The sequence below is a fragment of the Kitasatospora sp. MAA4 genome (assembly GCF_029893355.1).
Taxonomy (GTDB): Bacteria; Actinomycetota; Actinomycetes; order Streptomycetales; family Streptomycetaceae; genus Kitasatospora.
Genome location: NZ_JARZAI010000005.1, coordinates 217,651 through 241,201, shown reverse-complemented (window position 1 = coordinate 241,201; position 23,551 = coordinate 217,651). Strand labels below are relative to the sequence as shown.

Annotated in this window: 19 protein-coding genes; 10 read left to right on the top strand and 9 right to left on the bottom strand. The window is 72.0% G+C overall.

Going from position 1 to position 23,551, the window contains the following annotated elements:
- Positions 1 to 2: 2 nt before the first annotated feature.
- The gene (locus tag P3T37_RS09490) at positions 3 to 848 is read right to left on the bottom strand and encodes a class I SAM-dependent methyltransferase (RefSeq protein ID WP_280723039.1); all 846 of its coding nucleotides are present in this window, start codon (positions 846 to 848) and stop codon (positions 3 to 5) included.
- Positions 849 to 1,295: 447 nt separating this feature from the next.
- Here P3T37_RS09490 and rpsA point away from each other — a divergent pair, with 447 nt between their 5' ends.
- Both rpsA and P3T37_RS09480 read left to right on the top strand, forming a co-directional pair.
- A complete protein-coding gene (gene rpsA, locus P3T37_RS09485) occupies positions 1,296 to 2,786 on the top strand; it encodes a 30S ribosomal protein S1 (RefSeq protein WP_280723038.1) in 1,491 nt (496 codons plus the stop codon).
- A gap of 232 nt (positions 2,787 to 3,018) precedes the next feature.
- Positions 3,019 to 5,208, top strand: a complete 2,190-nt coding sequence (locus tag P3T37_RS09480; protein WP_280723037.1) for an MMPL family transporter — start codon at positions 3,019 to 3,021, stop codon at positions 5,206 to 5,208.
- Here the strand turns inward: P3T37_RS09480 and P3T37_RS09475 are convergent.
- Together P3T37_RS09475 and P3T37_RS09470 are read right to left on the bottom strand one after the other, a co-directional pair.
- Positions 5,195 to 5,344, bottom strand: coding sequence for a hypothetical protein (locus tag P3T37_RS09475; RefSeq protein ID WP_280723036.1), 150 nt, complete (start codon positions 5,342 to 5,344; stop codon positions 5,195 to 5,197). The two genes, P3T37_RS09480 and P3T37_RS09475, sit on opposite strands and share 14 nt — an antisense overlap.
- Before the next feature lie 88 nt (positions 5,345 to 5,432).
- Positions 5,433 to 5,858: a MarR family transcriptional regulator gene (locus P3T37_RS09470; RefSeq protein WP_280723035.1), complete on the bottom strand. Its 426-nt coding sequence runs from the start codon at positions 5,856 to 5,858 to the stop codon at positions 5,433 to 5,435.
- Between the two features lie 80 nt (positions 5,859 to 5,938).
- Between P3T37_RS09470 and P3T37_RS09465 the strand changes: the two genes are divergently transcribed.
- Both P3T37_RS09465 and coaE read left to right on the top strand, forming a co-directional pair.
- Entirely contained in the window at positions 5,939 to 6,586 is a 648-nt protein-coding gene (locus P3T37_RS09465) for an MBL fold metallo-hydrolase (RefSeq protein WP_280723034.1), read from the top strand.
- A 9-nt stretch (positions 6,587 to 6,595) separates the two neighbouring features.
- A complete protein-coding gene (gene coaE / locus P3T37_RS09460) occupies positions 6,596 to 7,183 on the top strand; it encodes a dephospho-CoA kinase (RefSeq protein WP_280723033.1) in 588 nt (195 codons plus the stop codon).
- Position 7,184: 1 nt separating this feature from the next.
- On the opposite strand, the gene P3T37_RS09455 is transcribed toward coaE, so the two are convergent.
- Both P3T37_RS09455 and soxR read right to left on the bottom strand, forming a co-directional pair.
- Positions 7,185 to 8,021: an SAM-dependent methyltransferase gene (locus P3T37_RS09455; RefSeq protein ID WP_280723032.1), complete on the bottom strand. Its 837-nt coding sequence runs from the start codon at positions 8,019 to 8,021 to the stop codon at positions 7,185 to 7,187.
- A gap of 41 nt (positions 8,022 to 8,062) precedes the next feature.
- Positions 8,063 to 8,527, bottom strand: a complete 465-nt coding sequence (gene soxR, locus P3T37_RS09450) for a redox-sensitive transcriptional activator SoxR (RefSeq protein WP_280723031.1) — start codon at positions 8,525 to 8,527, stop codon at positions 8,063 to 8,065.
- 55 nt (positions 8,528 to 8,582) lie between these two features.
- On the opposite strand from soxR, the gene P3T37_RS09445 reads away from it, so the two are divergent.
- Positions 8,583 to 9,290, top strand: a complete 708-nt coding sequence (locus P3T37_RS09445) for a transketolase (protein WP_280723030.1) — start codon at positions 8,583 to 8,585, stop codon at positions 9,288 to 9,290.
- Positions 9,291 to 9,301: 11 nt separating this feature from the next.
- Positions 9,302 to 10,195, top strand: coding sequence for a transketolase C-terminal domain-containing protein (locus P3T37_RS09440; RefSeq protein WP_280723029.1), 894 nt, complete (start codon positions 9,302 to 9,304; stop codon positions 10,193 to 10,195).
- On the opposite strand, the gene treZ is transcribed toward P3T37_RS09440, so the two are convergent.
- The 3 genes from treZ to glgX form a co-directional block, all read right to left on the bottom strand.
- Positions 10,176 to 11,876 (bottom strand): malto-oligosyltrehalose trehalohydrolase, encoded by a 1,701-nt coding sequence (treZ, locus tag P3T37_RS09435; RefSeq protein ID WP_280723028.1) that lies wholly within the window; start codon positions 11,874 to 11,876, stop codon positions 10,176 to 10,178. The genes P3T37_RS09440 and treZ overlap by 20 nt on opposite strands.
- Entirely contained in the window at positions 11,873 to 14,125 is a 2,253-nt protein-coding gene (treY, locus tag P3T37_RS09430; RefSeq protein WP_280723027.1) for a malto-oligosyltrehalose synthase, read from the bottom strand. Before treY ends, treZ begins: the two co-directional genes overlap by 4 nt.
- Before the next feature lie 74 nt (positions 14,126 to 14,199).
- On the bottom strand, positions 14,200 to 16,305 hold the full coding sequence (gene glgX / locus P3T37_RS09425; RefSeq protein WP_280723026.1) for a glycogen debranching protein GlgX: 2,106 nt from the start codon (positions 16,303 to 16,305) through the stop codon (positions 14,200 to 14,202).
- Between the two features lie 345 nt (positions 16,306 to 16,650).
- On the opposite strand from glgX, the gene P3T37_RS09420 reads away from it, so the two are divergent.
- The 4 genes from P3T37_RS09420 (at position 16,651) to P3T37_RS09405 (ending at position 22,236) form a co-directional block, all read left to right on the top strand.
- Positions 16,651 to 17,913 carry an SAV2148 family HEPN domain-containing protein gene (locus tag P3T37_RS09420; RefSeq protein ID WP_280723025.1) on the top strand — a complete coding sequence of 421 codons (1,263 nt, stop codon included), beginning with the start codon at positions 16,651 to 16,653 and terminating at the stop codon, positions 17,911 to 17,913.
- 156 nt (positions 17,914 to 18,069) lie between these two features.
- Entirely contained in the window at positions 18,070 to 20,097 is a 2,028-nt protein-coding gene (gene efeU, locus P3T37_RS09415; protein WP_280723024.1) for an iron uptake transporter permease EfeU, read from the top strand.
- A complete protein-coding gene (gene efeB / locus P3T37_RS09410) occupies positions 20,097 to 21,422 on the top strand; it encodes an iron uptake transporter deferrochelatase/peroxidase subunit (protein ID WP_280723023.1) in 1,326 nt (441 codons plus the stop codon). Before efeU ends, efeB begins: the two co-directional genes overlap by 1 nt.
- Before the next feature lie 88 nt (positions 21,423 to 21,510).
- Positions 21,511 to 22,236, top strand: coding sequence for an exonuclease domain-containing protein (locus tag P3T37_RS09405; protein WP_280723022.1), 726 nt, complete (start codon positions 21,511 to 21,513; stop codon positions 22,234 to 22,236).
- Positions 22,237 to 22,241: 5 nt separating this feature from the next.
- Here P3T37_RS09405 and P3T37_RS09400 read toward each other — a convergent pair whose 3' ends face one another.
- The gene (locus P3T37_RS09400) at positions 22,242 to 23,417 is read right to left on the bottom strand and encodes an MFS transporter (RefSeq protein WP_280723021.1); all 1,176 of its coding nucleotides are present in this window, start codon (positions 23,415 to 23,417) and stop codon (positions 22,242 to 22,244) included.
- Between the last annotated feature and the right edge of the window lie 134 nt (positions 23,418 to 23,551).

The window sequence follows — 23,551 nt, the reverse complement described above, 5'->3', positions numbered from 1 at the left end:
AGTCAGGCCTTCACCGCGACGAAGATCGCCGTCCCCGGCAGGTGCCGCCCGCGCAGCGGGCTCCAGCCGCCCCACTCCTGCTCCAGCCCCTCGGGCCACTCCGGCTCGACCAGGTCCAGCAGCTGGAAGCCGGCGCCGGCCAGCTCGCGCACCCGGTCGCCGACCGTGCGGTGGTGCTCGACGTAGGTCGCCTGCCCCTGCTCGTCCTGCTCGACGTAGGGCGTGCGGTCGAAGTAGGAGGCGGTGGCGGTCAGGCCCTCGACGCCGGGTTCGTCGGGGAAGGCCCAGCGGATCGGGTGGGTGACCGAGAAGACCCAGCGCCCGCCCGGCCGCAGCACCCGGTGCACCTCGCGCATCAGTTCGGCGGTGTCCGCGCTGAACGGCACGGCCCCGTACGCCGAGCAGGCCAGGTCGAAGGAGGCGTCCGCGAACGGCAGTATCGCGGCGTCCGCCTGCACGACGGGCACCAGCGGGCCGCCGCGACCGAGGTCGATCCGCCGGGAGTGCTGGAGCTGGCGGAAGGAGATGTCCAGGGCGACCGGTCGGGCGCCGCGGGCGGCCAGCCAGCGCGAGCACTGCGCGGCGCCGGCCCCGATCTCCAGCACGTCGCGGCCGCTGAGCTGGGCCGGGTCGCCGAGCAGCTGGGCGTCGGCCTCGTCCAGGCCCTCGGGGCACCAGGTGAACCGGTCGTCGCCGAGGAACTCGCCGTGCTCGTCCTGGTATTCGTCGGCGTTGCGGTCCCACCAGTGGCGGCTGGCCCGGCTGCTCTCCTCGGGTGCCGCGGCCCGGCGCAGCGCCAGGTCGTCGTCCTCCTCGTCGAACTGGCCAGGGGGGGTGTCCGCGGTCATAATGCGCCTCGCGTAAGGTAGGGGGTGCGGAAAGCGCCGCTGCTTGAATCAGCCCCTCCCCGGGGCGGGATCAGGCGGTGGCATCCGGGGAGTCCGGCCCCCTGCGGCTGCCACTTCTCATCACGACCACTCGATCGTGTGAGGTGCGCAGATGGAGGATATGGCCTGATCCACACCGGCCTGGACGGTCCCGTCGGCTTCGACGTTGACCGTGCCTGCCTGTCCCCGTATGCTACAAGTTGCGCTGCGGGCCTGCGCGCCTCGGACGGAGCAGGTCGCGCTCGCATCTGTCGAAGACCCTTCGGTCGCAAGACGGACACCGGATCTCGTATTTCACGGGAGCCCCGGTGCGCCGTGCTCTTGGCTGTCCGGCTTTCGGTGGGAGCGATACGGGCCCCCGCGTGGCATTACCTACGACTTCATGTCCGTACCGGAGCCCTTTTCCTAATGACGAGCCCCACCGACACCTCTGTCAGCACCACCCCGCAGGTTGCGGTCAACGACATCGGCGACGCGGAAGCATTCCTCGCGGCGATCGACGAGACCATCAAGTACTTCAACGATGGCGACATCGTTGAGGGCATCATCGTGAAGGTCGACCGTGACGAGGTGCTCCTCGACATCGGTTACAAGACCGAGGGTGTCATCCCCTCCCGCGAGCTCTCGATCAAGCACGACGTTGACCCGCACGAGGTCGTCAAGGTCGGCGACGAGATCGAGGCCCTGGTTCTCCAGAAGGAGGACAAGGAGGGTCGTCTGATCCTGTCCAAGAAGCGCGCGCAGTACGAGCGCGCCTGGGGCACGATCGAGAAGATCAAGGAAGAGGACGGGATCGTCACCGGTACCGTCATCGAGGTCGTCAAGGGTGGTCTCATCCTCGACATCGGCCTCCGTGGCTTCCTGCCGGCTTCGCTGGTCGAGATGCGCCGCGTCCGCGACCTCCAGCCCTACGTGGGCAAGGAGCTCGAGGCCAAGATCATCGAGCTGGACAAGAACCGCAACAACGTGGTCCTGTCCCGCCGTGCCTGGCTGGAGCAGACCCAGAGCGAGGTCCGCCAGACCTTCCTCACCACCCTGCAGAAGGGTCAGGTGCGCTCCGGCGTCGTCTCCTCCATCGTCAACTTCGGTGCCTTCGTGGACCTGGGTGGCGTGGACGGCCTCGTGCACGTCTCCGAGCTGTCCTGGAAGCACATCGACCACCCGTCCGAGGTTGTCGAGGTCGGCCAGGAGGTCACCGTCGAGGTTCTCGACGTTGACATGGACCGCGAGCGCGTCTCCCTGTCGCTGAAGGCGACCCAGGAGGACCCGTGGCAGCAGTTCGCCCGGACGCACCAGATCGGCCAGGTCGTTCCCGGTAAGGTCACCAAGCTCGTTCCGTTCGGTGCGTTCGTGCGCGTCGACGAGGGCATCGAGGGCCTGGTCCACATCTCCGAGCTGGCCGAGCGCCACGTGGAGATCCCGGAGCAGGTCGTCCAGGTCGGCGACGAGATCTTCGTCAAGGTCATCGACATCGACCTCGAGCGCCGCCGCATCAGCCTCTCGCTGAAGCAGGCCAACGAGTCCCTCGGTGCCGACCCGGCCACGGTCGAGTTCGACCCGACCCTCTACGGTATGGCTGCCTCGTACGACGACGCGGGCAACTACATCTACCCGGAGGGCTTCGACCCCGAGGCCAACGACTGGCTCGAGGGCTTCGAGAAGCAGCGTGAGGCCTGGGAGGCCCAGTACGCCGAGGCGCAGAGCCGCTTCGAGGCGCACCAGGCCCAGGTCATCAAGAGCCGCGAGGCCGACGCCGAGGCCGCTGCCGAGGGTGGCGACGCTGTTGCCGCCGCCGCAGGTGGCTCGTACTCCTCCAGCAGCGACGAGGGCTCCGGCGCTCTCGCTTCGGACGAGGCGCTTGCCGCGCTGCGCGAGAAGCTGGCCGGCGGCCAGAGCTGATCGCAGCAGAGCTGAGCTCGTACTGAGCTGATCTCTCAGTGGGCCCCCACCCCGGGTGACCGGGTGGGGGCCCTCTGTCGTACCTGGTCATTGGTTCCCGGTTTCGTGTGATAAGGCGCTCATCCCCTACCTATGGGTCTTTTCGGACAGAACGCCTAGCTTGGGATGAGTTGCCCGAGGCCCCGGCCCCGAAAGCTAGGCAGAGTCCCGCTTCATGCGCCACACCGCCGCTGTGCCCGCTCCGCTTGACGCCGTCGTTCCCGGCCGCCTCGCCGCCCTCGGGCGCGCCTGCTTCCGCCATCGGCGCTGGGTGCTGGCGCTGTGGGTGGCGGTCCTGGCGGTCGGCGTGCTGATCGGCGGCCGGGTGTTCGACTCCACCGTCGCGGGCACCTCCTCCGGCGGGTACGAGTCGGCGCGCGGCACCTCGGTGGTCGCGGCCGCCGACCCCTCGCTCGGCACGGTCACCGCGGTGGTGGACGGCAAAGCGGTCGACACGCCCGCCGTACGGACCGCGGTGACCGCGGCCGCCGGTGACCTGGCGAAGCTTCCCGGCGTGCTGTCGGTCTCCGACGCCTACCAGGGCGGCCCCGCCGCCCACGCGATGCGGTCTTCGGACGGGACGGCGAGCCTGGTCAGCGTCAAGCTGGCCGAGACCACCACCAGCGCACAGCAGAACGCGGTCACCCAGCGGCTGGCCGCGATCGCCGCGCCCGGCGCCCACGTCACCATCGGCGGCGACCTGGTGCTCCAGCAGGAGGTCAAGAACCAGACGCAGTCGGACACCAAGTTCGGCGAGATCGTCACCCTGCCGCTCACCCTGGTCGTGATGGTGCTGGTCTTCGGCGGGCTGGCGGCGGCGAGCCTGCCGGTGATCGGGGCGATCGCCTCGGTCGGCGGCGCCCTGCTGGCGATGTTCGGCTTCAGCCACATCATGGACATCGACACCAGCGTGCTGCCGATCGCCACCGTGCTGGGCCTCGGACTCTCGATCGACTACGCGCTGCTGATGGTCAACCGCTTCCGCGAGGAACGCGGCCACGGCGCCGGGATCGCCGCAGCCGTCGAACGGACCACCGCGACGGCCGGGCGCACCGTCGCGTTCTCGGGCCTGACGGTGGCGGTCGCGCTCTCCGGGCTCTTCGTCTTCACCGATCCCGTGCTGCGCGCGGTCGCGGCCGCCGGCGTGAGCGTGGTGGTGATCGCGGTCGCCGCTGCCCTCACCCTGGTCCCCGCGCTGCTGGGCTTCGCCGGGAAGCGAATCAAACCACCGAAGAAGGCCGAGCCGGACGAGGGCTTCTTCGCCCGGACGGTGCGCCGGGTGCAGCGCCGGGCGGTACCGGTGGCGCTGGTCTGCATCGCGCTGCTGATGGCGGCCGGCGCGCCCTTCCTCGGCGCGAACATGCGCAGCTCCGGCGCCTCGGTGCTGCCGGTCTCCTCGGCCGGGCGGCAGGTTTCCGACACGATCGACCACCGCTTCCCCCAGCTCGCGCCGGCGCCGGTGACCGTGGTGGTGCAGGGCTCGGCGCAGGCGGCGACGACCTACGCGGACCAGGTGGTGGCCAAGCTGCCGGGCGTCGCCGGGGTACGCGCGGTGCAGCCGGTGAGTGCGGACGTCAGCACCATCGACGTCCTGGTGCAGGGCGATCCGCAGGGCTCGCAGGCCAAGCACGTGGTGGACGAGCTGCGCGCCGACCGCGGGGGCCTGACCAGCTATGTCACGGGCGGCGCGGCGAGCGTGGTCGACTTCCAGCACGAGCTGGCCAGTCGCGGGCCGTGGGCGCTGGGGCTGGTGGCGGTCGGCACGCTGATCCTGCTCTTCCTGATGACCGGGTCGGTGGTGATGCCGATCAAGGCGCTGCTGATGAACGTGCTGTCGCTGGGCTGTTCGCTGGGCGCGCTGACCATGGTCTTCCAGCACGGCTGGTTCAGCGGGCTCCTCGGCTTCACCCCGACGGGTGGTTTGGAGACCTTCATCCCGGTGCTGGTCTTCGCCTTCGCTTTCGGGCTCTCGATGGACTACGAGGTCTTCCTGCTGGCCCGGATCAAGGAGCTGCGCGACCAGGGCTACGGCTGCAAGGAGGCGGTGCAGCTCGGCTTGCAGCGCAGTGGTCGGATCATCACCTCGGCGGCGCTGCTGATGGTGATCGTCTTCGCCGGGTTCGCGGCCGGGCAGATGCTGATGGTCAAGCAGATGGGCATCGCGCTGGCGGTGGCCGTCGCGGTGGACGCCACCCTGGTGCGCTGTCTGCTGGTACCGGCCGCGATGTCGCTCTTCGGCGAGTTCAACTGGTGGGCGCCGGCGCCGCTGCGCAAGCTGTACGCCAGGTTCGGGTTGCGCGAGCACGTGGCCCTGCCGCCGTTGGACGTCCCGACGGCCATCCCCGTCCCGCGCAGCCCCGAACGGACGCTCACTCGCCGATGACGCAGGCGTTGCCGAAGCCGGAGTTCAGGGCGCCGCCGAGGTTGGCGGAGTCGCAGGCCGAGGCGGCGCCCGCACCGGCCAGGATCAGGCTGCAGAGCGCGGCGGCGACGAGCAGGGTGTTGCGCACGGAGGTCACGCGGAGGTCCTTTGCTGAGCGGGCTGGGGTTGCTGCCCTGAACAACGCGCGAGCCGCACGAAGGTGACTCCGACTTCCTACGGGCCGGTCAGCTGAGCCGTCGCAGCAGCGCCACGCCGCGGCGCAGCACCTCGCGCTCCTCGGCGCTCAGCTCGCGCGCGATCGCGCCCGCGATCAGGCCCTCGCGCCGGCTGCGCTGGGCGTGCAGCTCCCGCACGCCGGCCTCGGTGGCGCTCAGCACCAGCTTGCGGCCGTCGGTGGGGTGCCGCTCCTGGACGACCAGGCCGGCCTCGGTGAGCAGCGCGACGGTGCGGGCCATCGACTGGTGGCGCACCCGCTGGCGCTCGGCCAGCTCGCTGGTGGTGTGCACGCCCTCGCGGACCAGCAGGCCCAGCACGCCCGCCTGGTTCTGCGGCAGCTCGTCCTCGGTGCGCAGGTGGCGCACCAGCTCTCCGATGGTGCTGCGCAGCTCGGCGGCGAGTTGCAGGGCGTCCTCGTCCGGTTCGTTCGTCATGGGCTCATCGTAGCCGGAAACTACTCAGCAAAGGTGTACAGTCTTGCTGTAGAGATTCCCCCGAGAGCTGGAGTGTTCCGATGCGACTGACCAAGCTGGGCCACGCCTGCGTGCGGATCGAGCAGGGCGACACCACCGTGGTGATCGACCCGGGCCTGTTCACCGAGCCGGAGGCCTTCCAGGGCGCCGACGGCGTGCTGATCACCCACGAGCACGTCGACCACTTCGCCGAGGACCGGCTGCGCGCCGCCGTCGCCGCCGACCCGGGCCTGCGGATCTGGACCAACCGCGCGGTCGCCGCCCAGCTGGACGGCATCGGCGCGCACGTCACGGTGGTCGGCGAGGGTGACGCCTTCGAAGTCGGCGGGATCGACGTCTCGGTGCACGGCGAGTGGCACGCGGTGATCCACCCGGACATCCCGCGGGTCGGCAACATCGGCTTCCTGCTGGACGGCCGGCTCTTCCACCCGGGTGACGCGCTCACCCTGCCGGCGCAGCCGGTCGACACCCTGCTGCTGCCGGTGGCCGGCCCGTGGAGCAAGGTCGGCGAGCTGGTCGACTACGTCCGCGAGGTGAAGCCGCGGCGCGCGCTCGGCATCCACGACGCCGTGCTCAGCGAGATCGGCCTGATGGTGAACACCCGCCTGCTCGGCGAGGGCGGGCCCGGCACCGGCGCGGAGTTCCAGCAGCTGCCCTCCGGTGGACAGGTCGATCTCGGCGCTCGATAGCCTGGCGGCATGCAGAGGATCGGACTGACCGGCGGTATCGGCGCGGGCAAGAGCGCGGTGTCCAGCCTGCTCGTCTCCTACGGAGCGGTGCTGGTGGACTCGGACCGGATCGCCCGCGAGGTGGTGGCCCCGGGGACGCCGGGGCTGGCGGCGGTGGCAGCCGCGTTCGGCCCGGGCATGCTGGCCGCGGACGGATCGCTGGACCGGCCCGCGCTCGGCGCCGTGGTCTTCGCCGACCCCCAGCGGTTGCAGGAGCTGAACGCCATCGTCCACCCGCTGGTGCGGGCCCGCTCCGCCGAACTGGAGGCCGCCGCCGGACCGGACGACGTGGTGGTGCACGACGTGCCGCTGCTCGCCGAGAACGGCCTCGCCCCGCTCTACGACCAGGTGATCGTGGTCGACGCGTCCGACGAGGTCCGCGTCGACCGCCTGGTCCGCCTGCGCGGCATGTCCGAGCCCGAGGCCCGCGCCCGGATGGCCGCCCAGGCCACCCGCGAACAGCGCCTGGCGGTGGCCGACCTGGTGATCGACAACAACGGCACCCCGGCCGAACTGGAGGCCCGGGTCAAGGCGGTGTGGGAGCGTCTGACGGGCTGAGCTAGGGTTTGCGGCCCACCGCGGCCCAGATGGCGACGCGGTCGTCGGTCTCCTGGGCGGGACGGTCGGGGCGCCACTGGGAGGCGGTGACCAGGCCGGGGTCCAGGAGTTCCAGGCCGTCGAAGAAGCGGGCCACCTCGTCCTTGCGGCGCATGGTCAGTTGGGCAGACGCACTGCGGTAGACGGAGGGGCCCTTGGCGGCGTCGGTCGGGCTGGCGAAGTCGCCGGTGGCGTGCGAGAGGGCGAGGTGGCTGCCGGAGGGCAGTGCGTCGACCAGGGTGCGGACGATGGCGTGCGGGTCGTCGGCGTCGTCCACGAAGTGCAGCACCGCGAACAGCAGCAGCGCCACCGGCTTGCCCAGGTCCAGGAGTTGACGGACCTGCGGGTCGGCCAGGATGGCGGCGGGGTCGCGCAGGTCGGCCTGCAGCACGGTGGCGGTGCCCTGGCTGGCGGCGGCCAGCAGCGCGCGGCTGTGCACCAGCACGATCGGGTCGTTGTCCAGGTAGGCGACCCGGGCCGACGGGTTCACCTGCTGGGCGATCTCGTGGGTGTTCCCGGCGGTCGGTATGCCGGTGCCGATGTCCAGGAACTGGTCGATCCCGAGCTCCGCCAGATGTCTGACGGCTCTCTGCAGGAAGGCCCGGTTGGCCAGCGCGCTGATCCGCACCAGCGGACCGAAGGAGAGCACCTGCTCCGCCGCGGCCCGGTCCGCCGGGAAGTTGTCCTTGCCGCCGAGGTAGTAGTCGTACATCCGCGCGGGATGCGGTATCTCGGGGTGCAGTTCGGCCGGCGGGGGTGTGTCGTCGGACCAGGACATCCAGCTCTGATCGGTACTCATGCCGCTTGACCCCCGCGATGGTTGACGTGTCGGGAGAGAGCCTAAGCGGTACGGGAGTGGCGGGGGAGCAGCTTGCGGGCGCCCGGGCCGTCGGTGCCCTGGATGTCGTGCGGGTTGTAGAGCGCGCAGGTGCCCAGCGAGAGGCAGCCGCAGCCGATGCAGCCGGTCAGGTGGTCGCGCAGCCGTTCCAGGTCGGCGATCTGCTCGTCGATCCGCGACTGCCAGGTCCGCGCCACCCTGCTCCACTCGGTCGCCGTGGGGGAGCGGTCCACCGGCAGTCCGGCCAGCGCGGCGCCCGCCTCCTCCAGCGAGAGGCCGACCCGCTGGGCGGCCCGGACGAAGGCGACCCGGCGCAGCGCCTGGCGCGCGAAGCGGCGCTGGCCGCCGGCCGTGCGCTCGGAGTGGATCAGTCCGAGCTCCTCGTAGTAGCGCAGCGCGGAGGTGGCCAGGCCGCTGCGGGCGGAGAGTTCACCGATGGTCAGCTGGTCGTGGCGCGAGGGTCCCATGGGCAGCCAGTCTAGGGCTTGACCTCAAGTCGGCTTGAAGTTGCAGGATTCCCTCATGACCACCGAGACCTCCACCGAGATCCACTCCTACGCCTTCCAGGACCTGCCGGGCCTGATGGGCCTGATGACCGGGGACGAGAAGCACGGTCCCGCCGCCACCTCCACGCTGGACGCGCTCTGGGTGCTCTACGACCGGGTGCTGCGCGTCACGCCGGACACCGTGGACGCACCCGACCGGGACCGCTTCCTGCTCTCCAAGGGCCACGGCCCGATGGCCTACTACGCGGTGCTGGCCGCCAAGGGCTTCCTGCCGGTCGAGCTGTTGCCCGGCTTCGGCGGGTACGACTCGCCGCTGGGCCACCACCCGGACCGGCTGCTCGTCCCGGGTGTCGAGATCGGCTCCGGCTCGCTGGGCCACGGCCTGCCGCTGGCGGTCGGCAGCGCGCTCGGCCTGCGCGCCCAGGGCCTGACCGACCCGGCCGTCTGGACCCTGATCGGCGACGCCGAGTTCGACGAGGGCAGCAACCACGAGGCGCTGGCCTTCGCCGGCGCGGTCGGCCTGGACCGGCTGCACGTGGTGGCGATCGACAACTCCTCGGCCACGCACGGCTGGTCGGGCGGCATCGCGGCCCGCTTCGAGGCGGCCGGCTGGTCGGCGCGCACGGTGGACGGCCGCGACCACCAGGCGCTGTTCGAGGCGTTCACCGCACCGCATCCCGGCCGGCCGCACGCGGTGGTCGCCCAGGTCGAGACCAAGAACTGAAGGAGAGAGACATGGAAACCATGCGCGAGCGTTTCGTCACCGTCACCGCCGAGCTGCTGGAGCAGGACCCGAGGACCGCCGTGGTGCTCGCCGACATCGGCGCGGCCGGGTTCACCGAGGTGGCGCGCCGCCACCCGGACCGGGTGGTCAACGTCGGCATCCGCGAGCAGCTGCTGATCGGGACGGCCGCCGGGCTGGCGCTGACCGGGATGCGGCCGATCGCCCACACCTTCGCCAGCTTCCTGGTCGAGCGGCCCTTCGAGCAGGTCAAGCTGGACCTCGGCCACCAGGGCGTGGGCGCGGTGCTGGTGAGCGCGATGGGCTCGTACGACTGGCCGGCCGGCGGGCGCACCCACATGTCCCCGGGCGACGTCGCGCTGCTGGACACGCTGCCCGGCTGGACGGTGCACGTCCCCGGCCACGCCGATGAGGCCGACGCACTGCTGCGCCACGCCGTCGCGGACGGCGACAGCAACGTCTACGTCCGGCTGTCCGCGCACCAGAACGCCGCCGCCCAGCCGGTCGAGCCGGGCCGCTTCCTGACGGTACGTCATGGCGCAGGCGCCGTGGTGCTGGCCGTCGGCCCGATGCTGGACGCGGTGCTGGCGGCCACCGAGGGCCTGGACGTCACGGTGCTCTACGCCGCCTCGGTGCGGCCGTTCGACCGCGCCGCACTGCGCTCGGCGCTCGGGGCGCGGGCGGACGTGGTGCTGGTGGAGCCCTACCTCGCCGGGACCTCCAACAACGAGGCGCACGAGGCGCTGGCCGACCTCCCGCACCGGGTGCTGGGCCTGGGCGTGCCGCGCGAGGAGCACCGGCACTACGGCTCGATGGACGAGCACCTGGCCGCCTACGGCCTGGATGCCACCGGCCTGCGGGCGCGGATCACCGGGTTCCTGGGGTGACCCGGCTGATCACGCAGGCTCCCGGGCCCAGTCGGGTGGCGCTCACGTCGCCGTACGAGGCCAACGGGGTTCCAGGAGAGAGCTCGTACGGCTTGTCGCCCAGGTTGACGGTGATCCGCACCGTGCCCCGCCACACGCTCAGCCAGCGCTGCTCCTCGTCGTACTCCACCCGCACGGCGCCCAGGTCGGGGTCGGTGAGGGCCGGCTCGGCCCGCCGCAGGCGGATCAACTCGCGGTACCAGGACAGTAGTTGGGTGTGACCCGGCTGCCGTGGCTCGCTCCAGTCCAGGGTGGAGGCGAGCACCGTGCCCGGGGCCTGCGGGTCGGGGATCTGCTGCTCCGACCAGCCGTGTTCGGTGAACTCGCGCCGCCTGCCCCGCCGGACGGCCTCGGCGAGGTCGGGGTCGGTGTGGTCGGTGAAGTACTGCCAGGGCGTGGAGGCGCCCCACTCCTCGCCCATGAAGAGCATCGGGGTGAACGGCGAGGTGAGCACCAGCGCCGCACCGAGGGCGAGTTGCTCGGGGGAGAGCCGGTCGCCGACGGCCCGGTTGCCGATCTGGTCGTGGGTCTGGGCGTAGCCGAGCAGCCGGGCGCCGTAGGGCGCGGGGTACGGGCGCCCGTGGTGGCGGCCCCGGAACGAGGACCAGCTGCCGTCGTGGAACCAGCCGCGGGTCAGGCACTTGGCGACGGCGGCCAGCGGCGCGCGCGCGAAGTCGGCGTAGTAGCCCTGGGATTCGCTGGTCAGCGCGGCGTGCAGGGCGTGGTGCAGGTCGTCGCTCCACTGGGCGCTCAGGCCGAGGCCGCCGGCCTGGCGCGGGGCCGTCAGCCGGGGGTCGTTGAGGTCGGACTCACCGATCAGGAACAGCGGCCGGCCCACGGCGGCGGCCAAGGTGTCGACGGCGGTGGAGAGTTCCTCCAGGAAGTGGACGGCCCGGTCGTCGGCGAGGGCGTGCACGGCGTCCAGCCGCAGGCCGTCGATCCGGTAGTCGCCCAGCCAGGCCAGCGCGCTGCCGATCAGGTAGTCGCGGACCTCGTCGGAGCCGGGCGAGTCCAGGTTGACCGCCGCGCCCCACGGGGTGTGGTGGCGCTCGGTGAAGTACGGGCCGAAGGCGGGCAGGTAGTTGCCGGACGGGCCGAGGTGGTTGTGCACCACGTCCAGGATCACGCCCAGGCCCCGGCGGTGGGCGGCGTCGACGAACCGCTTCAACCCCTCGGGGCCGCCGTACGGCTCGTGCACCGCCCAGAGCGAGACCCCGTCGTACCCCCAGCCGTGCCGCCCGGGGAAGGGGCAGATCGGCATCAGCTCCACGAAGTCGACGCCCAGCTCCACCAGGTGGTCCAGGCGCTCCTCGGCGCCGGCGAAGGTGCCGGCCGGGGTGAAGGTGCCGATGTGCAGCTCGTAGACCACCGCGCCGGCCAGCGGACGGCCGTGCCAGGGCGTGTCGGACCACGGGAAGGCGCCGTGGTCGACGTGGGCGCTCAGCCCGTCGGGGCCGTCCGGCTGGCGGGCCGAGCGCGGGTCGGGTAGCGGCGGCCCGCCGTCCAGCCGGAACCCGTACGCCTCCCCGGCCGGCGCCTCGCCCCGCCACCACCCGCCGGCCTGCTGCTCCAGCGGATGGCGGCCGCCGTCCACCTCGACCTCGACCTGCCGCGAACTCGGCGCCCAGACTCGGTACTTCACGACGGCTCCCGGATCAGCAGGGTGACGGTGTCGACGATGCCCTCGTGCTCGCGCCCGGTCAGCAGGTCGACCCAGTCGCCCGCCAGCTCCAGGACGGCCGGCTGCTCGCTGCGGGCGAGGGCGTAGGGCAGCCGGGTGACGGCGACGGTGACGTCCTCGCCGCGCTGGAAGGCGACCAGGTGCGGGCCGGTCTCCAGCGGCCGGTAGGGGCCGAGCGGGCGGGGCAGGTGCAGGGCGGTGGTGGTCAGGTGGCGCTTCTCGTGGTCCAGCTCGGAGAGCGAACCCTCGGCGGTGGCGAAGGCGACCGGGGCGCGGTTGTCGGGGTCGACCAGGGTGTACAGCATCCGCTCGCTGCCCTGGTAGAGGTCCGGAACGCCGGGCACGGTCAGGTGCAGCAGCGCGGCGGACAGGCTGTTGCTGCGGGCGTAGGGCGCCAGGAAGTCGACGAAGTCGGTGATCCGGGCGGTCAGTTCGGGGTGCGCCAGGACGGCGCGGGCGTAGTCGGCGAGCGCCGCTTCGTAGCCGGGGTCGGGGGAGGTCCAGCTGGTGGCGAGCTTGGCTTCGCGCACCGACTTGAGCAGCACGGAGACCAGCCGCTCGGCGTCGATCGGCCAGGCGGCGACCAGGGTCTGCCAGAGCAGCCACTCCGCGTTGCGGTCGGGCAGCCCGCCGGCCAGCCGCGACCAGACGGAGCATTCGGCGAGCCAGCGCTCGGGCAGCTCGGCCAGCACGGCCAGCCGGGCGCGGGCGTCGGCGCTGCGCTTGGTGTCGTGGGTGGAGAGCGCGGTCATGGTGAGCGGCCAGTCCTGCTGGATGTGCGCGCACCAGCGGTGGAAGTCGGCCGGGTCGACGCCCGGGTGCGCGGGGTCGCCGCCGACCTCGTTGAGGCTCAGCAGCGGGTGCCAGCGGTAGAAGGCGGTGTCCTCGACGCCCTTGGCGGCCACCGCGGAGGCGGTCTGCGCGAAGCGGGTGCGGAACTCGTCCTTGGCCGCGCCGCCGCCCAGGCGCCCGTGGGCCAGCAGCGTGACGAACTGCTCGGTGCTCTCGGGCGTGGTGACGTCGCGGGCGGCGGCCGCGGGGTAGGGCCGGTAGACGGGGTAGCGGGTGAGCAGCTCCTGGAGCGCGGCGCGGACGGCGAGCGGCGCGTGGTCGGCGAGCGCGGGCTCGGCGGCGCCGATCCGCCCGGCCAGCCGGACCAGCCGTTCCACCTCGGCGGCCAGCTCGCCGTCCGGTGCGATCATCTCCGCGCGGCCTTGCAGCGCCTCCTCGGTGACCGCCTCCGGGACGGCCTCGCCGGCGTGCTCCCCGATGTGCGCGGCGTACAGCTCAGCCAGCCGCCGCGCGCCCGGGCCGTCGGTCAGCACGCCGTCGATCCGGCGCAGCGCGTCGTACCCGGTGGTCCCCGCGCACGGCCAGTCGGTGGGCAGCTGCTCGTCGCCGGTGAGGATCTTCTCCACCACCACGTACGCGCCGCGCCCGGCCCCGGCGAGTCGGCGCAGATAGCCGCGCGGATCGGCCAGGCCGTCCGGGTGGTCGACCCGGAACCCGTCGAGCACCCCCTCCTCGCGCAGCCGCAGCAGCACGCCGTGGGTGGCCTGGAAGACCTCCGGATCCTCGGCGCGGACCGCGATCAGGTCGTTGACGGTGAAGAAGCGGCGGTAGTTCAGCTCGGTGCGGGCCAGTCGCCACCAGGCCAGCCGGTACCACTGGCGCTCCAGCAGCTCCGGCAGCGGCAGCCACTGGGTGCCGGGCCGCAGCGGGAAGGCGTGGTCGTGGTAGCGCAGGGTGTCCTGATCCACGATCAGCTGGTCGAGCACCGCGCCCAGCCGGTCGCCGAGCACCGGCAGCAGCACCCGGCCGTCCTGCGCCTCCCAGTCGATGTCGAACCAGCGCGCGTACGGCGAATCGGGGCCGTCCCGCAGCACCTGCCAGAGCGGGGCGTTCAGCCGTTCGGGGACGGGCAGCGCCATGTGGTTGGGGACGATGTCGGCGATCAGCCGCAGCCCGTGCGCCCGGGCGGTGCCGGCCAGCTCGCGCAGCGCGCGCTCGCCGCCGAGCTGCTCGCTGACCCGGGTGTGGTCGACCGTGTCGTAGCCGTGGGTGGAGCCGGGGACCGCCTCCAGCAGCGGGGAGAGGTGCAGGTGGGAGACGCCGAGCGCGGCCAGGTAGGGCACCGCGGCAGCGGCGTCGGCCAGCGTGAAGGACGGTTGCAGCTGCAACCGGTAACTCGCCGTGGGTGCTGACAGCACGTTGGTCACGCTCTTATGACTACCCGCTGTGTGGGTGCCGTACGACCCGGCGGCGTCGGCCGGGTGAACGGGCGTCAGGCCGGCCTCCGCAGCACCAGCAGCGAGCGGTCCGCCAGCCACAGGCCGTCGCCGGCCTTCACCCGCAGGCCGCTGCCCGGGGTCGGCAGCGTCGCCAGGGTGGTGTCCACCACCACCTGCCACTGCTCGCCGTGCCCGGCCGGCACGGTGAACTGCAGCGACTCGTAGTGCGCGTTGAACATCAGCAGGAACGAGTCGTCGGTGATGGTGCCGCCGCGCCGGTCCGGCTCGGAGATCGCGCTGCCGTTCAGGAAGACCGTCAGCGACTTGGCGTAGCTGGCGCCCCAGTCCCGCTCGGTCATCTCCTCGCCGCCGGGGGTGAACCAGGCGATGTCGGTCAGGCCCTCGTGGGTGCCGGCCACCGGGCGGCCGTGGAAGAACCGGCGGCGCCGGAAGACCGGGTGGTTGCGGCGCAGCCAGACCATCCCCTGGGTGAACTCCAGCAGCTGCGACTCCTTGGGCCAGGGCACCCAGGAGAGCTCGTTGTCCTGGCAGTAGGCGTTGTTGTTGCCGTGCTGGGTGCGCCCCACCTCGTCGCCGTGCGAGAGCATCGGCACGCCCTGGGAGAGCAGCAGGGTGGCGATGAAGTTGCGCTGCTGGCGGGCCCGCAGCTCCAGCACCGCCGGGTCGTCCGTCTCACCCTCGGTGCCGCAGTTCCAGGAGCGGTTGAAGCTCTCGCCGTCCCGGCTCTGCTCGCCGTTGGCCTCGTTGTGCTTGTCGTTGTAGGAGACCAGGTCGCGCAGGGTGAAGCCGTCGTGGCAGGTGACGAAGTTGATCGAGGCGATCGGGCGCCGACCGTCGTCCTGGTAGAGGTCGGAGGAGCCGGTCAGCCGGGAGCCGAACTCGGCCAGCGTGGCGTTCTCGCCGCGCCACAGGTCGCGCACGGTGTCCCGGTACATGCCGTTCCACTCCGTCCACAGCGGCGGGAAGTTGCCGACCTGGTAGCCGCCCTCGCCGACGTCCCACGGCTCGGCGATCAGCTTGGCCTGCGAGACCACCGGGTCCTGCTGGACCAGGTCGAAGAACGAGGAGAGCCGGTCGACCTCGTGGAACTGTCTGGCCAGGGTGGCCGCGAGGTCGAAGCGGAAGCCGTCCACGTGCATCTCGGTGACCCAGTAGCGCAGCGAGTCCATGATCAGCTGGAGCACGTGCGGGCTGCGCATCAGCAGGCTGTTGCCGGTGCCGGTGGTGTCCATGTAGTAGCGCCGGTCGGCGGCCAGCCGGTAGTACGAGGCGTTGTCCAGGCCGCGCATGGAGAGCGTGGGGCCCAGGTGGTTGCCCTCGGCGGTGTGGTTGTAGACCACGTCGAGGATCACCTCGATGCCGGCCGCGTGCAGCGCCTTGACCATCGACTTGAACTCCTGGACCTGCTGCCCGCGGTCGCCGACCGAGGAGTAGGAGCCGTGCGGGGCGAAGAAGCCGATGGTGTTGTAGCCCCAGTAGTTGGTCAGGCCCAGGTCCCGCAGCCGGTGGTCGCGGACGAACTGGTGCACCGGCATCAGCTCGATGGCGGTGACGCCCAGCTTGGCCAGGTGCTCGATCAGCGCGGGGTGGGCGAGCGCCGCGTAGGTGCCGCGGATCTCCTCGGGGATGCCGGGGTGCAGCATGGTCAGGCCCTTGACGTGGGCCTCGTAGAGCACCGAGCGGTGGTACTCGGTGCGCGGGGGGCGGTCGTTGCCCCAGTCGAAGTACGGATTGATGACCACCGAGTGCATGGTGTGGGTGGCGGAGTCCAGGTCGTTGCGGCGCTCGGGCGCGCCGAAGTGGTAGCCGTAGACCGACTCGTCCCAGTCGATGGTGCCGCTCATCGCTTTGGCGTACGGGTCCAGCAGGAGCTTGGCGCTGTTGTGGCGGCGGCCGCGGGCCGGATCGTACGGGCCGTGCACCCGGAACCCGTAGCGCTGGCCGGGCTGCACGCCGGGGAGGTAGGCGTGCCGGACGAAGGCGTCGGTCTCGCGCAGCTCGACGGCCGTCTCGGAGCCGTCCGCCGCCAGCAGGCAGAGCTCGATCCGGTCGGCGCTCTCGGAGAACACCGCGAAGTTGGTGCCCGCCCCGTCATAGGTGGCACCGAGCGGGTAGGACTGCCCCGGCCAGACCTGCATGAGCCTCAACCTCCTTGTCGTCCAAGGGAACTGACGCTCCCTCGGGACAGTCGCGCCACTGCGTTCCGTATGCCCGGGCGGCCTGCTCGGCATGTGCGCCGACGCCCGCCGTGACGCACGGCACACGGCAGGCTGACGTACTGTCATGGGCATCGTTGCCGCTTCGGCACGGTTTGTGACGCTCTTTCGGCCGTAGTTCGCCCGAACGGGTGTCCATCGATTGCCGGGGCGCTCCCGGTCCCGGCTGCGCTGCGCCAACGGGCTGCGGGTGCGCCGGGCCGCGCAGTACCCTTGATCGTCAGGCCCCTCCGCGCGGGAGGCGGCGGCCGAGAGGTGAGGTAAAGCATGGTGTTCCCCGCCGACGACTGGCCCGACGGGCTCGGCGGTAAGGCACCAGGAGCCCGCACCGAGGCGCCGACGGTCGTGCTGGGCTCCCCGGGTGGAGGCAGGCTCATCCCCGCCCAGCTCACCCCCGACGGCAGCGCGCCCGGCTGGAGCGCCGAGCAGTGGCAGCGCGCCTACCAGCGGGTCCGGCTCACCGGGCGGGCGTACGTCTGGCTCAACCTGGTCGAGCAGCGGCTGCGCTCCCTGCTGGACGACCTGCTGCGCCCGGTCTACGCCCCGGCCCACGGCGCGGACTGGGTGACGGCGGCGGCGGGCCCGGTCGGCGAGGAGTGGGTGCAGCGCGCCGCGGCCGTCCGCGAGGTCAGCCGGCGCAAGGGCTACCTGCTGGACCCGGCCGACGACGATCCGCTGGTCTTCCTGACCCTGCCGCAGCTGCGCGAGCTGATGGTCCAGCACTGGCCGTGCTTCGAGCCCTACCTGGACGACCGCCGGGAGATCGAGCTGGCACTGGACGAGCTGGAGGTCGCCCGGCACGTGGTCTCCCGCAACCGCAGCCTCTCGCCCACCGTGCTGGCCCAGGCCGAGCGGGCCGCCGCCCGGGTGCTCGGCCTGCTGGACGGCCGTCCGGCCGGCACCGCGGGCCTGCCCGCCGACATCATCGAGGAGCTGGTGGCCGGACGGTACGCGGACGTGGCCGCCGTGCACGCGGACCGGGTCAGACTGCAGCGCGACCTGCCGGTGGAGGACCTGCTGGACGGCGCCCGGCGGCTGGACGCGCTCGGCATCGGCCTGGGGATGCTCTGTCAGAACTTCACCGGCAAGCGGCTGGTGCAGCTGGCCGGCGAGGGCTGCCGGGTGCGGCTGCTCTTCCTCAACCCGGCCAGCAGCGCGGTGCGCCGGCGCGAGCGCGAACTGGGCCTGGGGCGCGGCGAGCTCTCCCGCTCGATCGAGATGAACATCATGCACGTGCGCCGGGTGCGGGCCCGGCTGCGCGATCAGGGGGCGTTCGAGATCCGGGTCTTCGACGAGACGCCGCGCTTCACCGCCTATCTGGTGGAGGGCCCGCGGGTGCCGGGCTCGCGCCGGCGCAGCGGTGACCTCGGCGTGGTGCAGCCGTACCTGCGGCGCTCGCGCGGGATCGAGTCGCCGGCGCTGGTGCTGCGGGCGGCGGCCGGTGGGGCGGAGGGCGCCGAGCCCGGGTTGCTGGAGGTGTACCGCGAGGAGTTCGAGGGGGTCTGGGCGGACTCCCGGTCCGTCAGCTGACACCTCCTGAGCCTTGCCGCCCCCGGCGTGGACGACTGCGGAGCGTCTAGGTAAGGTGTGCCTAAGCTAAGTGAGTGGCGCTTGGCGGGAACGGCTGTTCTGACGGCTGTTCTCAGGCACGCACCGGGGTCGGACCCGGGGAGGAGTCCGCGCTTCATGTGGGACGACGCTTTTCCAAGCTTCCTGATCGGCCTCCGAGAAGGACTTGAAGCCGGTCTGATCGTCTCGATCCTGGTGGCCACCCTGGTCCGCTCCGACCAGAAGTCGCGGCTGCCCCAGGTGTGGACCGGGGTGCTGGCCGCCATCGCGCTGGCCCTGAGCTTCGGCGCCGTACTCACCTTCACCGCCGCCAACCTCTCCGGCACCGCGCAGGAGGCCTTCGGCGGCACGCTGAGCCTGATCGCGGTGGCCTTCGTCACGGCGATGGTGTTCTGGATGCGCCGCTCGGCCCGCAACCTCTCCTCGGAGATCCGCGAGAAGGTCGCCGCCGCGCTCACCATGGGCGGCGGCGTGCTGGTCCTCACCAGCTTCCTGGCCGTGGGCCGGGAGGGCCTGGAGACCTCCCTCTTCCTGTGGACCACCGCGCGCTCCGCCGGTGAGTCCACCGGTCCGGCGATCGGCGCCTCGGTCGGCCTGGTGCTGGCCGCGGTGCTCTGCTGGGGCCTGTACCGCCGGGTCCTGAAGATCAACCTGACCCGGTTCTTCACCTACACCGGCATGGTGCTGATCGTGATCGCGGCGGGCGTGCTCAGCTACGGTCTGCGCGACCTCCAGGAGGGCGGCGTGCTCGGCGGCGGCCACTCCTACGCCTTCGACCTGAGCGGCTCGCTGGACGCCGGCTCCTGGTACGCCACGCTGGTGCAGGGCGTCCTCAACATCACCGTCACCATGACCTGGCTTCAGGTCGTCGCCTACCTGGGGTACCTGGCGGTCGTGATGACGCTCTTCGTCCAGGGGCTGCGGGCGACCGCGCCCAAGCCGGCTCCGGTCGAGGCCAAGGCTGAAGCTTCGCCGAGCACCCGCAACCGCTGGCTGCTGCCCGCCGCGCTGGTGACCGTCCCGGCTGTGGTCGCCGTCGCGGTGATCGCCGCCAGCGGCGGCAAGCCGGCCACCGCCGCCACCGTCGCCGTCTCGGACGACAAGAACGAGTGCGGAAAGGGCTTCAGCACCCCGCAGCCCGGCCAGCAGACCTTCCAGATGCACAACACCGGCGGCAAGACCTCCGAGGTCTACCTGGTCAACCCGTCCACCAACGCGGTGTACGGCGAGATCGAGGGCCTGGCCCCCGGCACCACCCGCCCGCTGACCGCCACCATCGGCAGCGGCGACTACGCCTGGCGCTGCGTGCCCACCGGCGGCGACGCGGTCACCTCGGCCGCCGTGCACGTCAGCGGCGGAGCGGCCGTCAAGGCCGTCGCCCCGGTCTCCGAGGACGACCTCAAGGCGCCGCTCGCCGCCTACAAGGCCTACGTCCAGAGCGGCCTGGCCACCCTGCTGACGCAGACCCAGAAGCTCCAGGCCGACCTGGCCGCCGGCGACCTGGCCACCGCCCGCACCGACTGGCTCACCGCCCACCTCCAGTACTCCTCGCTGGGCGCCGCCTACGGCACCTTCGCCGACTTCGACAAGAAGATCAACGGCCGGGCCGACGGCCTGCCCGACGGCGTCAACGACAAGGACTTCAGCGGCTTCCACCGCCTGGAGTACGGCCTGTGGCACAACCAGGGGCCCGCTGAGCTGGCCCCCGTCGCCGACCAGCTCTCCAACGACGTGGACGGCCTCGGCAAGGCCTTCCCGACCCAGGACTTCGACCCGACCGACCTGCCGCTGCGCACCCACGAGATCCTGGAGAACTCCCTCCAGTTCGAGCTGACCGCCGACACCGACGAGGGCAGCGGCACCAACCTGGCCACCGTCCAGGCCAACCTGGCCGGCACCCAGGAGCTGCTGACCGTCCTCCAGCCGCTGATCCAGCCGCGCGACGCCGACGGGCTCACCACCGTCAACGCCGACATCGCGCGGGTCACCGCCCTGCTGGCCGCCGCCCACCACGCCGACGGCAGCTGGACCCCGGTGCAGCAGCTGGACGCCGCTACCCGGGCCCAGCTGAACGGTGCCACCGGGCAGTTGCTCGAAGACCTTGCTCCCGTCCCCGACCTTCTTGAGATCCGGAAGTCCGCCTGATGCCCACCACTCAGAACGGGACCACCGGGTCCTGCCCCTTCCCGCACACTGCGCCGGCCGCTGATACCGCCGGCTGCCCGGCCGTCCCCGCCCGCCGCAGCTTCCTGGGCGCGGCGCTCGGCGTCGGCGCGGCGGGTGCGGCGCTGGCCGGTGGCGCCGGCGCGCTGGTGCTCGGCGGCTCCGAGAAGGCCGCCGCGGCGGGCGTCGATCTCGCGGCCCAGTCCGTCGCCTTCGAGGGCCAGCACCAGGCGGGTGTCCTCACCCCTGCGCCGGCCGCCGCCGCCTTCCTCTCCTTCAACGTCATCGCGACCGACCGCAAGGCACTGGAGGACCTCTTCCACACGCTGACCGACCGGATCCGCTTCCTCACCTCCGGCGGCACCCCGCCGGACCTCGGCGTCGGCGCGCCGCCGTCCGACAACGGCATCCTGGGCCCGACCGTGCCCAGCGACAACCTGACCGTCACGGTCGGCGTCGGCGCCTCGCTCTTCGACGCCCGCTACGGTCTGGCCAAGGCCAAGCCGGTCAAGCTCGGCCCGATGAAGACCTTCCCCAACGACAACCTGCAGCCCGCCGAGCTGCACGGCGACCTCTCGCTGCAGATCTGCGCCAACAGCCAGGACACCGTGCTGCACGCACTGCGCGACATCGCCAAGCACACCCGCGGTGCCATGCAGCTGAAGTGGCGCATCGACGGGTTCCAGAACGCCCCGCGCCCCACCGGCGCGCAGCGCAACCTGCTGGGCTTCAAGGACGGCATCGTCAACCCGGACGTCACCTCGGGCCGCGAGATGGACAAGCTGGTCTGGGTCAAGGACGGTATGGGCGAGCCCTCCTGGGCCACCGGCGGCAGCTACCAGGTCATCCGGATCATCCGGATGCTGGTCGAGTTCTGGGACCGGGTCTCGCTCGCCGAGCAGGAGAAGATGTTCGGCCGCCGCAAGGACACCGGCGCCCCGCTGGACGGCGCCAAGGAGACCGACGCGCCCGACTACGCCAAGGACCCGCAGGGCAACGCGATCCCGCTGGACGCCCACATCCGCCTCGCCAACCCGCGCACCGACAAGACCGACGACTCGCGCATCCTGCGCCGCGGCTTCAACTACGACCGCGGCCTGGACTCGGTCGGCAACCTCGACATGGGCCTGGCCTTCTGCTGCTACCAGCAGGACGTCACCCGCCAGTTCGAGGCGACCCAGACCCGCCTGATCGACGAGCCGCTGGTCGACTACATCTCGCCGACCGGCGGCGGCTACTTCTTCGTCCTGCCGGGCGTGAAGAACGGCTCCGACTGGCTCGGCAGCGGCCTCTTCGCCGCCGCCTGAGGGGCCAGGGCCGCACCGCGTCCGGGAGTGTCACAGGTGGGGGCGATGATGGGTCCCGTCGAACTTGTTGGACGGAAGGACCCGGGTGATGGGTGAGCTGAGCGGGCGGACGAACTGGTGGCACGAGCCGCTGGTCGGCTTCGACCTGGAGACCACGGGGACCGATCCGGCCGAGTCGCGGATCGTCACGGCGGCGCTGGTCGAGGCCGTCGGCGGGGAGCCGGTGCGGACCACGTGCTGGCTGCTCGACCCCGGGATACCGATCCCGGCCGAGGCGCAGGCGATCCACGGGATCAGCGACGACCAGGCGCGCACCAGGGGCAGACCGGCGGCCGAGGCGGTCGAGGAGATAGCCGCGGCGCTCTGCGCCCGGCTGGCCGACGGCAGCCCGGTAGTGGCGTTCAACGCGCCGTTCGACCTCTCGCTGCTGGACGCCGAGCTGCGCCGGTACGGGCGCCCTGGCCTGGCCGAGCGGCTGGTCGGTCGCCAGGTGGTCCCGGTACTGGACGCACTGGTGATCGACCGCGCGGTGGACCGCTACCGCAAGGGCTCGCGCACGCTGCAACGCGTCTGCGAGATATACGGCGTGGAGCTGGCCGACGCGCACGAAGCGGCCGCCGACGCCCTGGCCGCCGTCCGCGTCGCCGTGGCCCTGGGCGAGCGCTACCCCCGCGAACTGGGCGAGTTGACGCTGGCCGCTTTGCACGAGCAGCAGGTCCACTGGTACCGCGAGTGGGCCGAGGGCCTCCAGGCGTGGCTCCGCAAGGGCCGCGACCCCCTGGCCGTGGTCGACTCCCGCTGGCCGATGCGCTGACAGGGTCACGGCTGGAGCTGCGCCGTCCGCAGCCGACGGATGCCGGCGTTCACGACCGGGCCGACGCCGAGTGACGCGCCGACGAACAGCGCGCCGAGCAGCGCCCAGCCCGGTTCCCCCAGGCCCAGCGGCAGCAGGGTACTCAGGGTGGGGGCCAGCATGGCGGAGACCGAGGCACCGCTGCTGACGAGTCCCTGGTACTGCCCCTGAGCCCCCTCCGGGGCAAGCCCGAAGGCGATGTAGAACTGGGCGGAGGCTGCGCACAGTCCGCCGGTCAGGTTGAGCAGCACCCCTGCCGTCAGCAGGGCCGCGCCCGGCCAGGGCGCGGTGCGGGCCGTCGCGGCGAAGCAGCAGCAGGCCAGCAGGAGGCTGATGCCGCCGATCCCGGCCGTGCGGCGGGCGGAGCGCCAGCTGCGCACCCGACGTGAGACGGGGACCTGGAGCAGGACGTGCCCGATCGTGTTGACCGCGAAGGCCAGTGAGATGAACTCCCCGGGAATCGACGTGCGGTGGAGCACCCAGAGCGGCAGGGCGAAGGTGACCGTCGTGTTGTACATCCCCAGGACGCTGAACAGGCCGGTGACCGTGACGTACGGGCGGTCCCGAAGCGCCTGCCAGGGCGACGGCCGCAGCGCGGCCGGCCGCGGGAGTGCGCGCGGCAGCCGTAGGTAAAGGGCGGCGGCCGCCAGGAACGTCGCGGCGTCCAGCGCTATGGCCCACCGGTAGGCGAGTGGGGTTCCCAGGCGCAGCGCCACGGCCGAGAGGGAGGAGCCGAGCGCGAGTCCGAAGAAGACCACGGACCGGGTGTAGGCGCGGGCGGCCACCCGCTCGGACGGGGGCACGCTGTCCGCCACCAGCGCGGCCGCGACCCCCGACACACCTCGGTCGAGGGCGGTGATCAGGGTGGCCAGCGCGGTGAACTGCCAGGCCGTGGCGACGAAGACGTAGCCGAAGGTCAGCACGCCCATCGCCGCCAGCAGGGCCACTTGCACCTGACGGGCGCCCTGGCGATCCGCGAGCCGGCCGAGCGGGATCCCGGAGACGACGCCCGCGACAGAGGCGATGCCCAGCCCCAGTGCGACCTGCCCCGCTCTCAGCCCGACCACCTGGGTGAAGTAGAGCGCGCTGAGCGGCAGGAACAGCCCGCTGCCGAGGGTGTTGACCAGGATGGCCAGCGCCATCGTCCGGACGACGGGGGAGTGCGGAGGTGTTCGCCGTAACGTGGTCACATCCATGGGCAACCGACTTCTGGCGCCGATTTCATCCTTGGTGAAGGCCCTCAAAAGTCGGTTCGAGCTGGCGATTTGGCTGCGCG

What these genes read in the sequence shown, in the direction of transcription:
- P3T37_RS09405 (WP_280723022.1), top strand. Translation starts at nt 21,511, where the DNA reads ATGGGTGAGCTGAGCGGGCGGACGAACTGGTGGCACGAGCCGCTGGTC.
- efeU (WP_280723024.1), top strand. Translation starts at nt 18,070, where the DNA reads ATGTGGGACGACGCTTTTCCAAGCTTCCTGATCGGCCTCCGAGAAGGA.
- P3T37_RS09440 (WP_280723029.1), top strand. Translation starts at nt 9,302, where the DNA reads ATGGAAACCATGCGCGAGCGTTTCGTCACCGTCACCGCCGAGCTGCTG.
- P3T37_RS09470 (WP_280723035.1), bottom strand. Translation starts at nt 5,858, where the DNA reads ATGACGAACGAACCGGACGAGGACGCCCTGCAACTCGCCGCCGAGCTG.
- P3T37_RS09455 (WP_280723032.1), bottom strand. Translation starts at nt 8,021, where the DNA reads ATGAGTACCGATCAGAGCTGGATGTCCTGGTCCGACGACACACCCCCG.
- coaE (WP_280723033.1), top strand. Translation starts at nt 6,596, where the DNA reads ATGCAGAGGATCGGACTGACCGGCGGTATCGGCGCGGGCAAGAGCGCG.
- P3T37_RS09420 (WP_280723025.1), top strand. Translation starts at nt 16,651, where the DNA reads ATGGTGTTCCCCGCCGACGACTGGCCCGACGGGCTCGGCGGTAAGGCA.
- P3T37_RS09445 (WP_280723030.1), top strand. Translation starts at nt 8,583, where the DNA reads ATGACCACCGAGACCTCCACCGAGATCCACTCCTACGCCTTCCAGGAC.
- rpsA (WP_280723038.1), top strand. Translation starts at nt 1,296, where the DNA reads ATGACGAGCCCCACCGACACCTCTGTCAGCACCACCCCGCAGGTTGCG.
- efeB (WP_280723023.1), top strand. Translation starts at nt 20,097, where the DNA reads ATGCCCACCACTCAGAACGGGACCACCGGGTCCTGCCCCTTCCCGCAC.
- P3T37_RS09490 (WP_280723039.1), bottom strand. Translation starts at nt 848, where the DNA reads ATGACCGCGGACACCCCCCCTGGCCAGTTCGACGAGGAGGACGACGAC.
- P3T37_RS09400 (WP_280723021.1), bottom strand. Translation starts at nt 23,417, where the DNA reads ATGGCGCTGGCCATCCTGGTCAACACCCTCGGCAGCGGGCTGTTCCTG.
- soxR (WP_280723031.1), bottom strand. Translation starts at nt 8,527, where the DNA reads ATGGGACCCTCGCGCCACGACCAGCTGACCATCGGTGAACTCTCCGCC.
- glgX (WP_280723026.1), bottom strand. Translation starts at nt 16,305, where the DNA reads ATGCAGGTCTGGCCGGGGCAGTCCTACCCGCTCGGTGCCACCTATGAC.
- P3T37_RS09465 (WP_280723034.1), top strand. Translation starts at nt 5,939, where the DNA reads ATGCGACTGACCAAGCTGGGCCACGCCTGCGTGCGGATCGAGCAGGGC.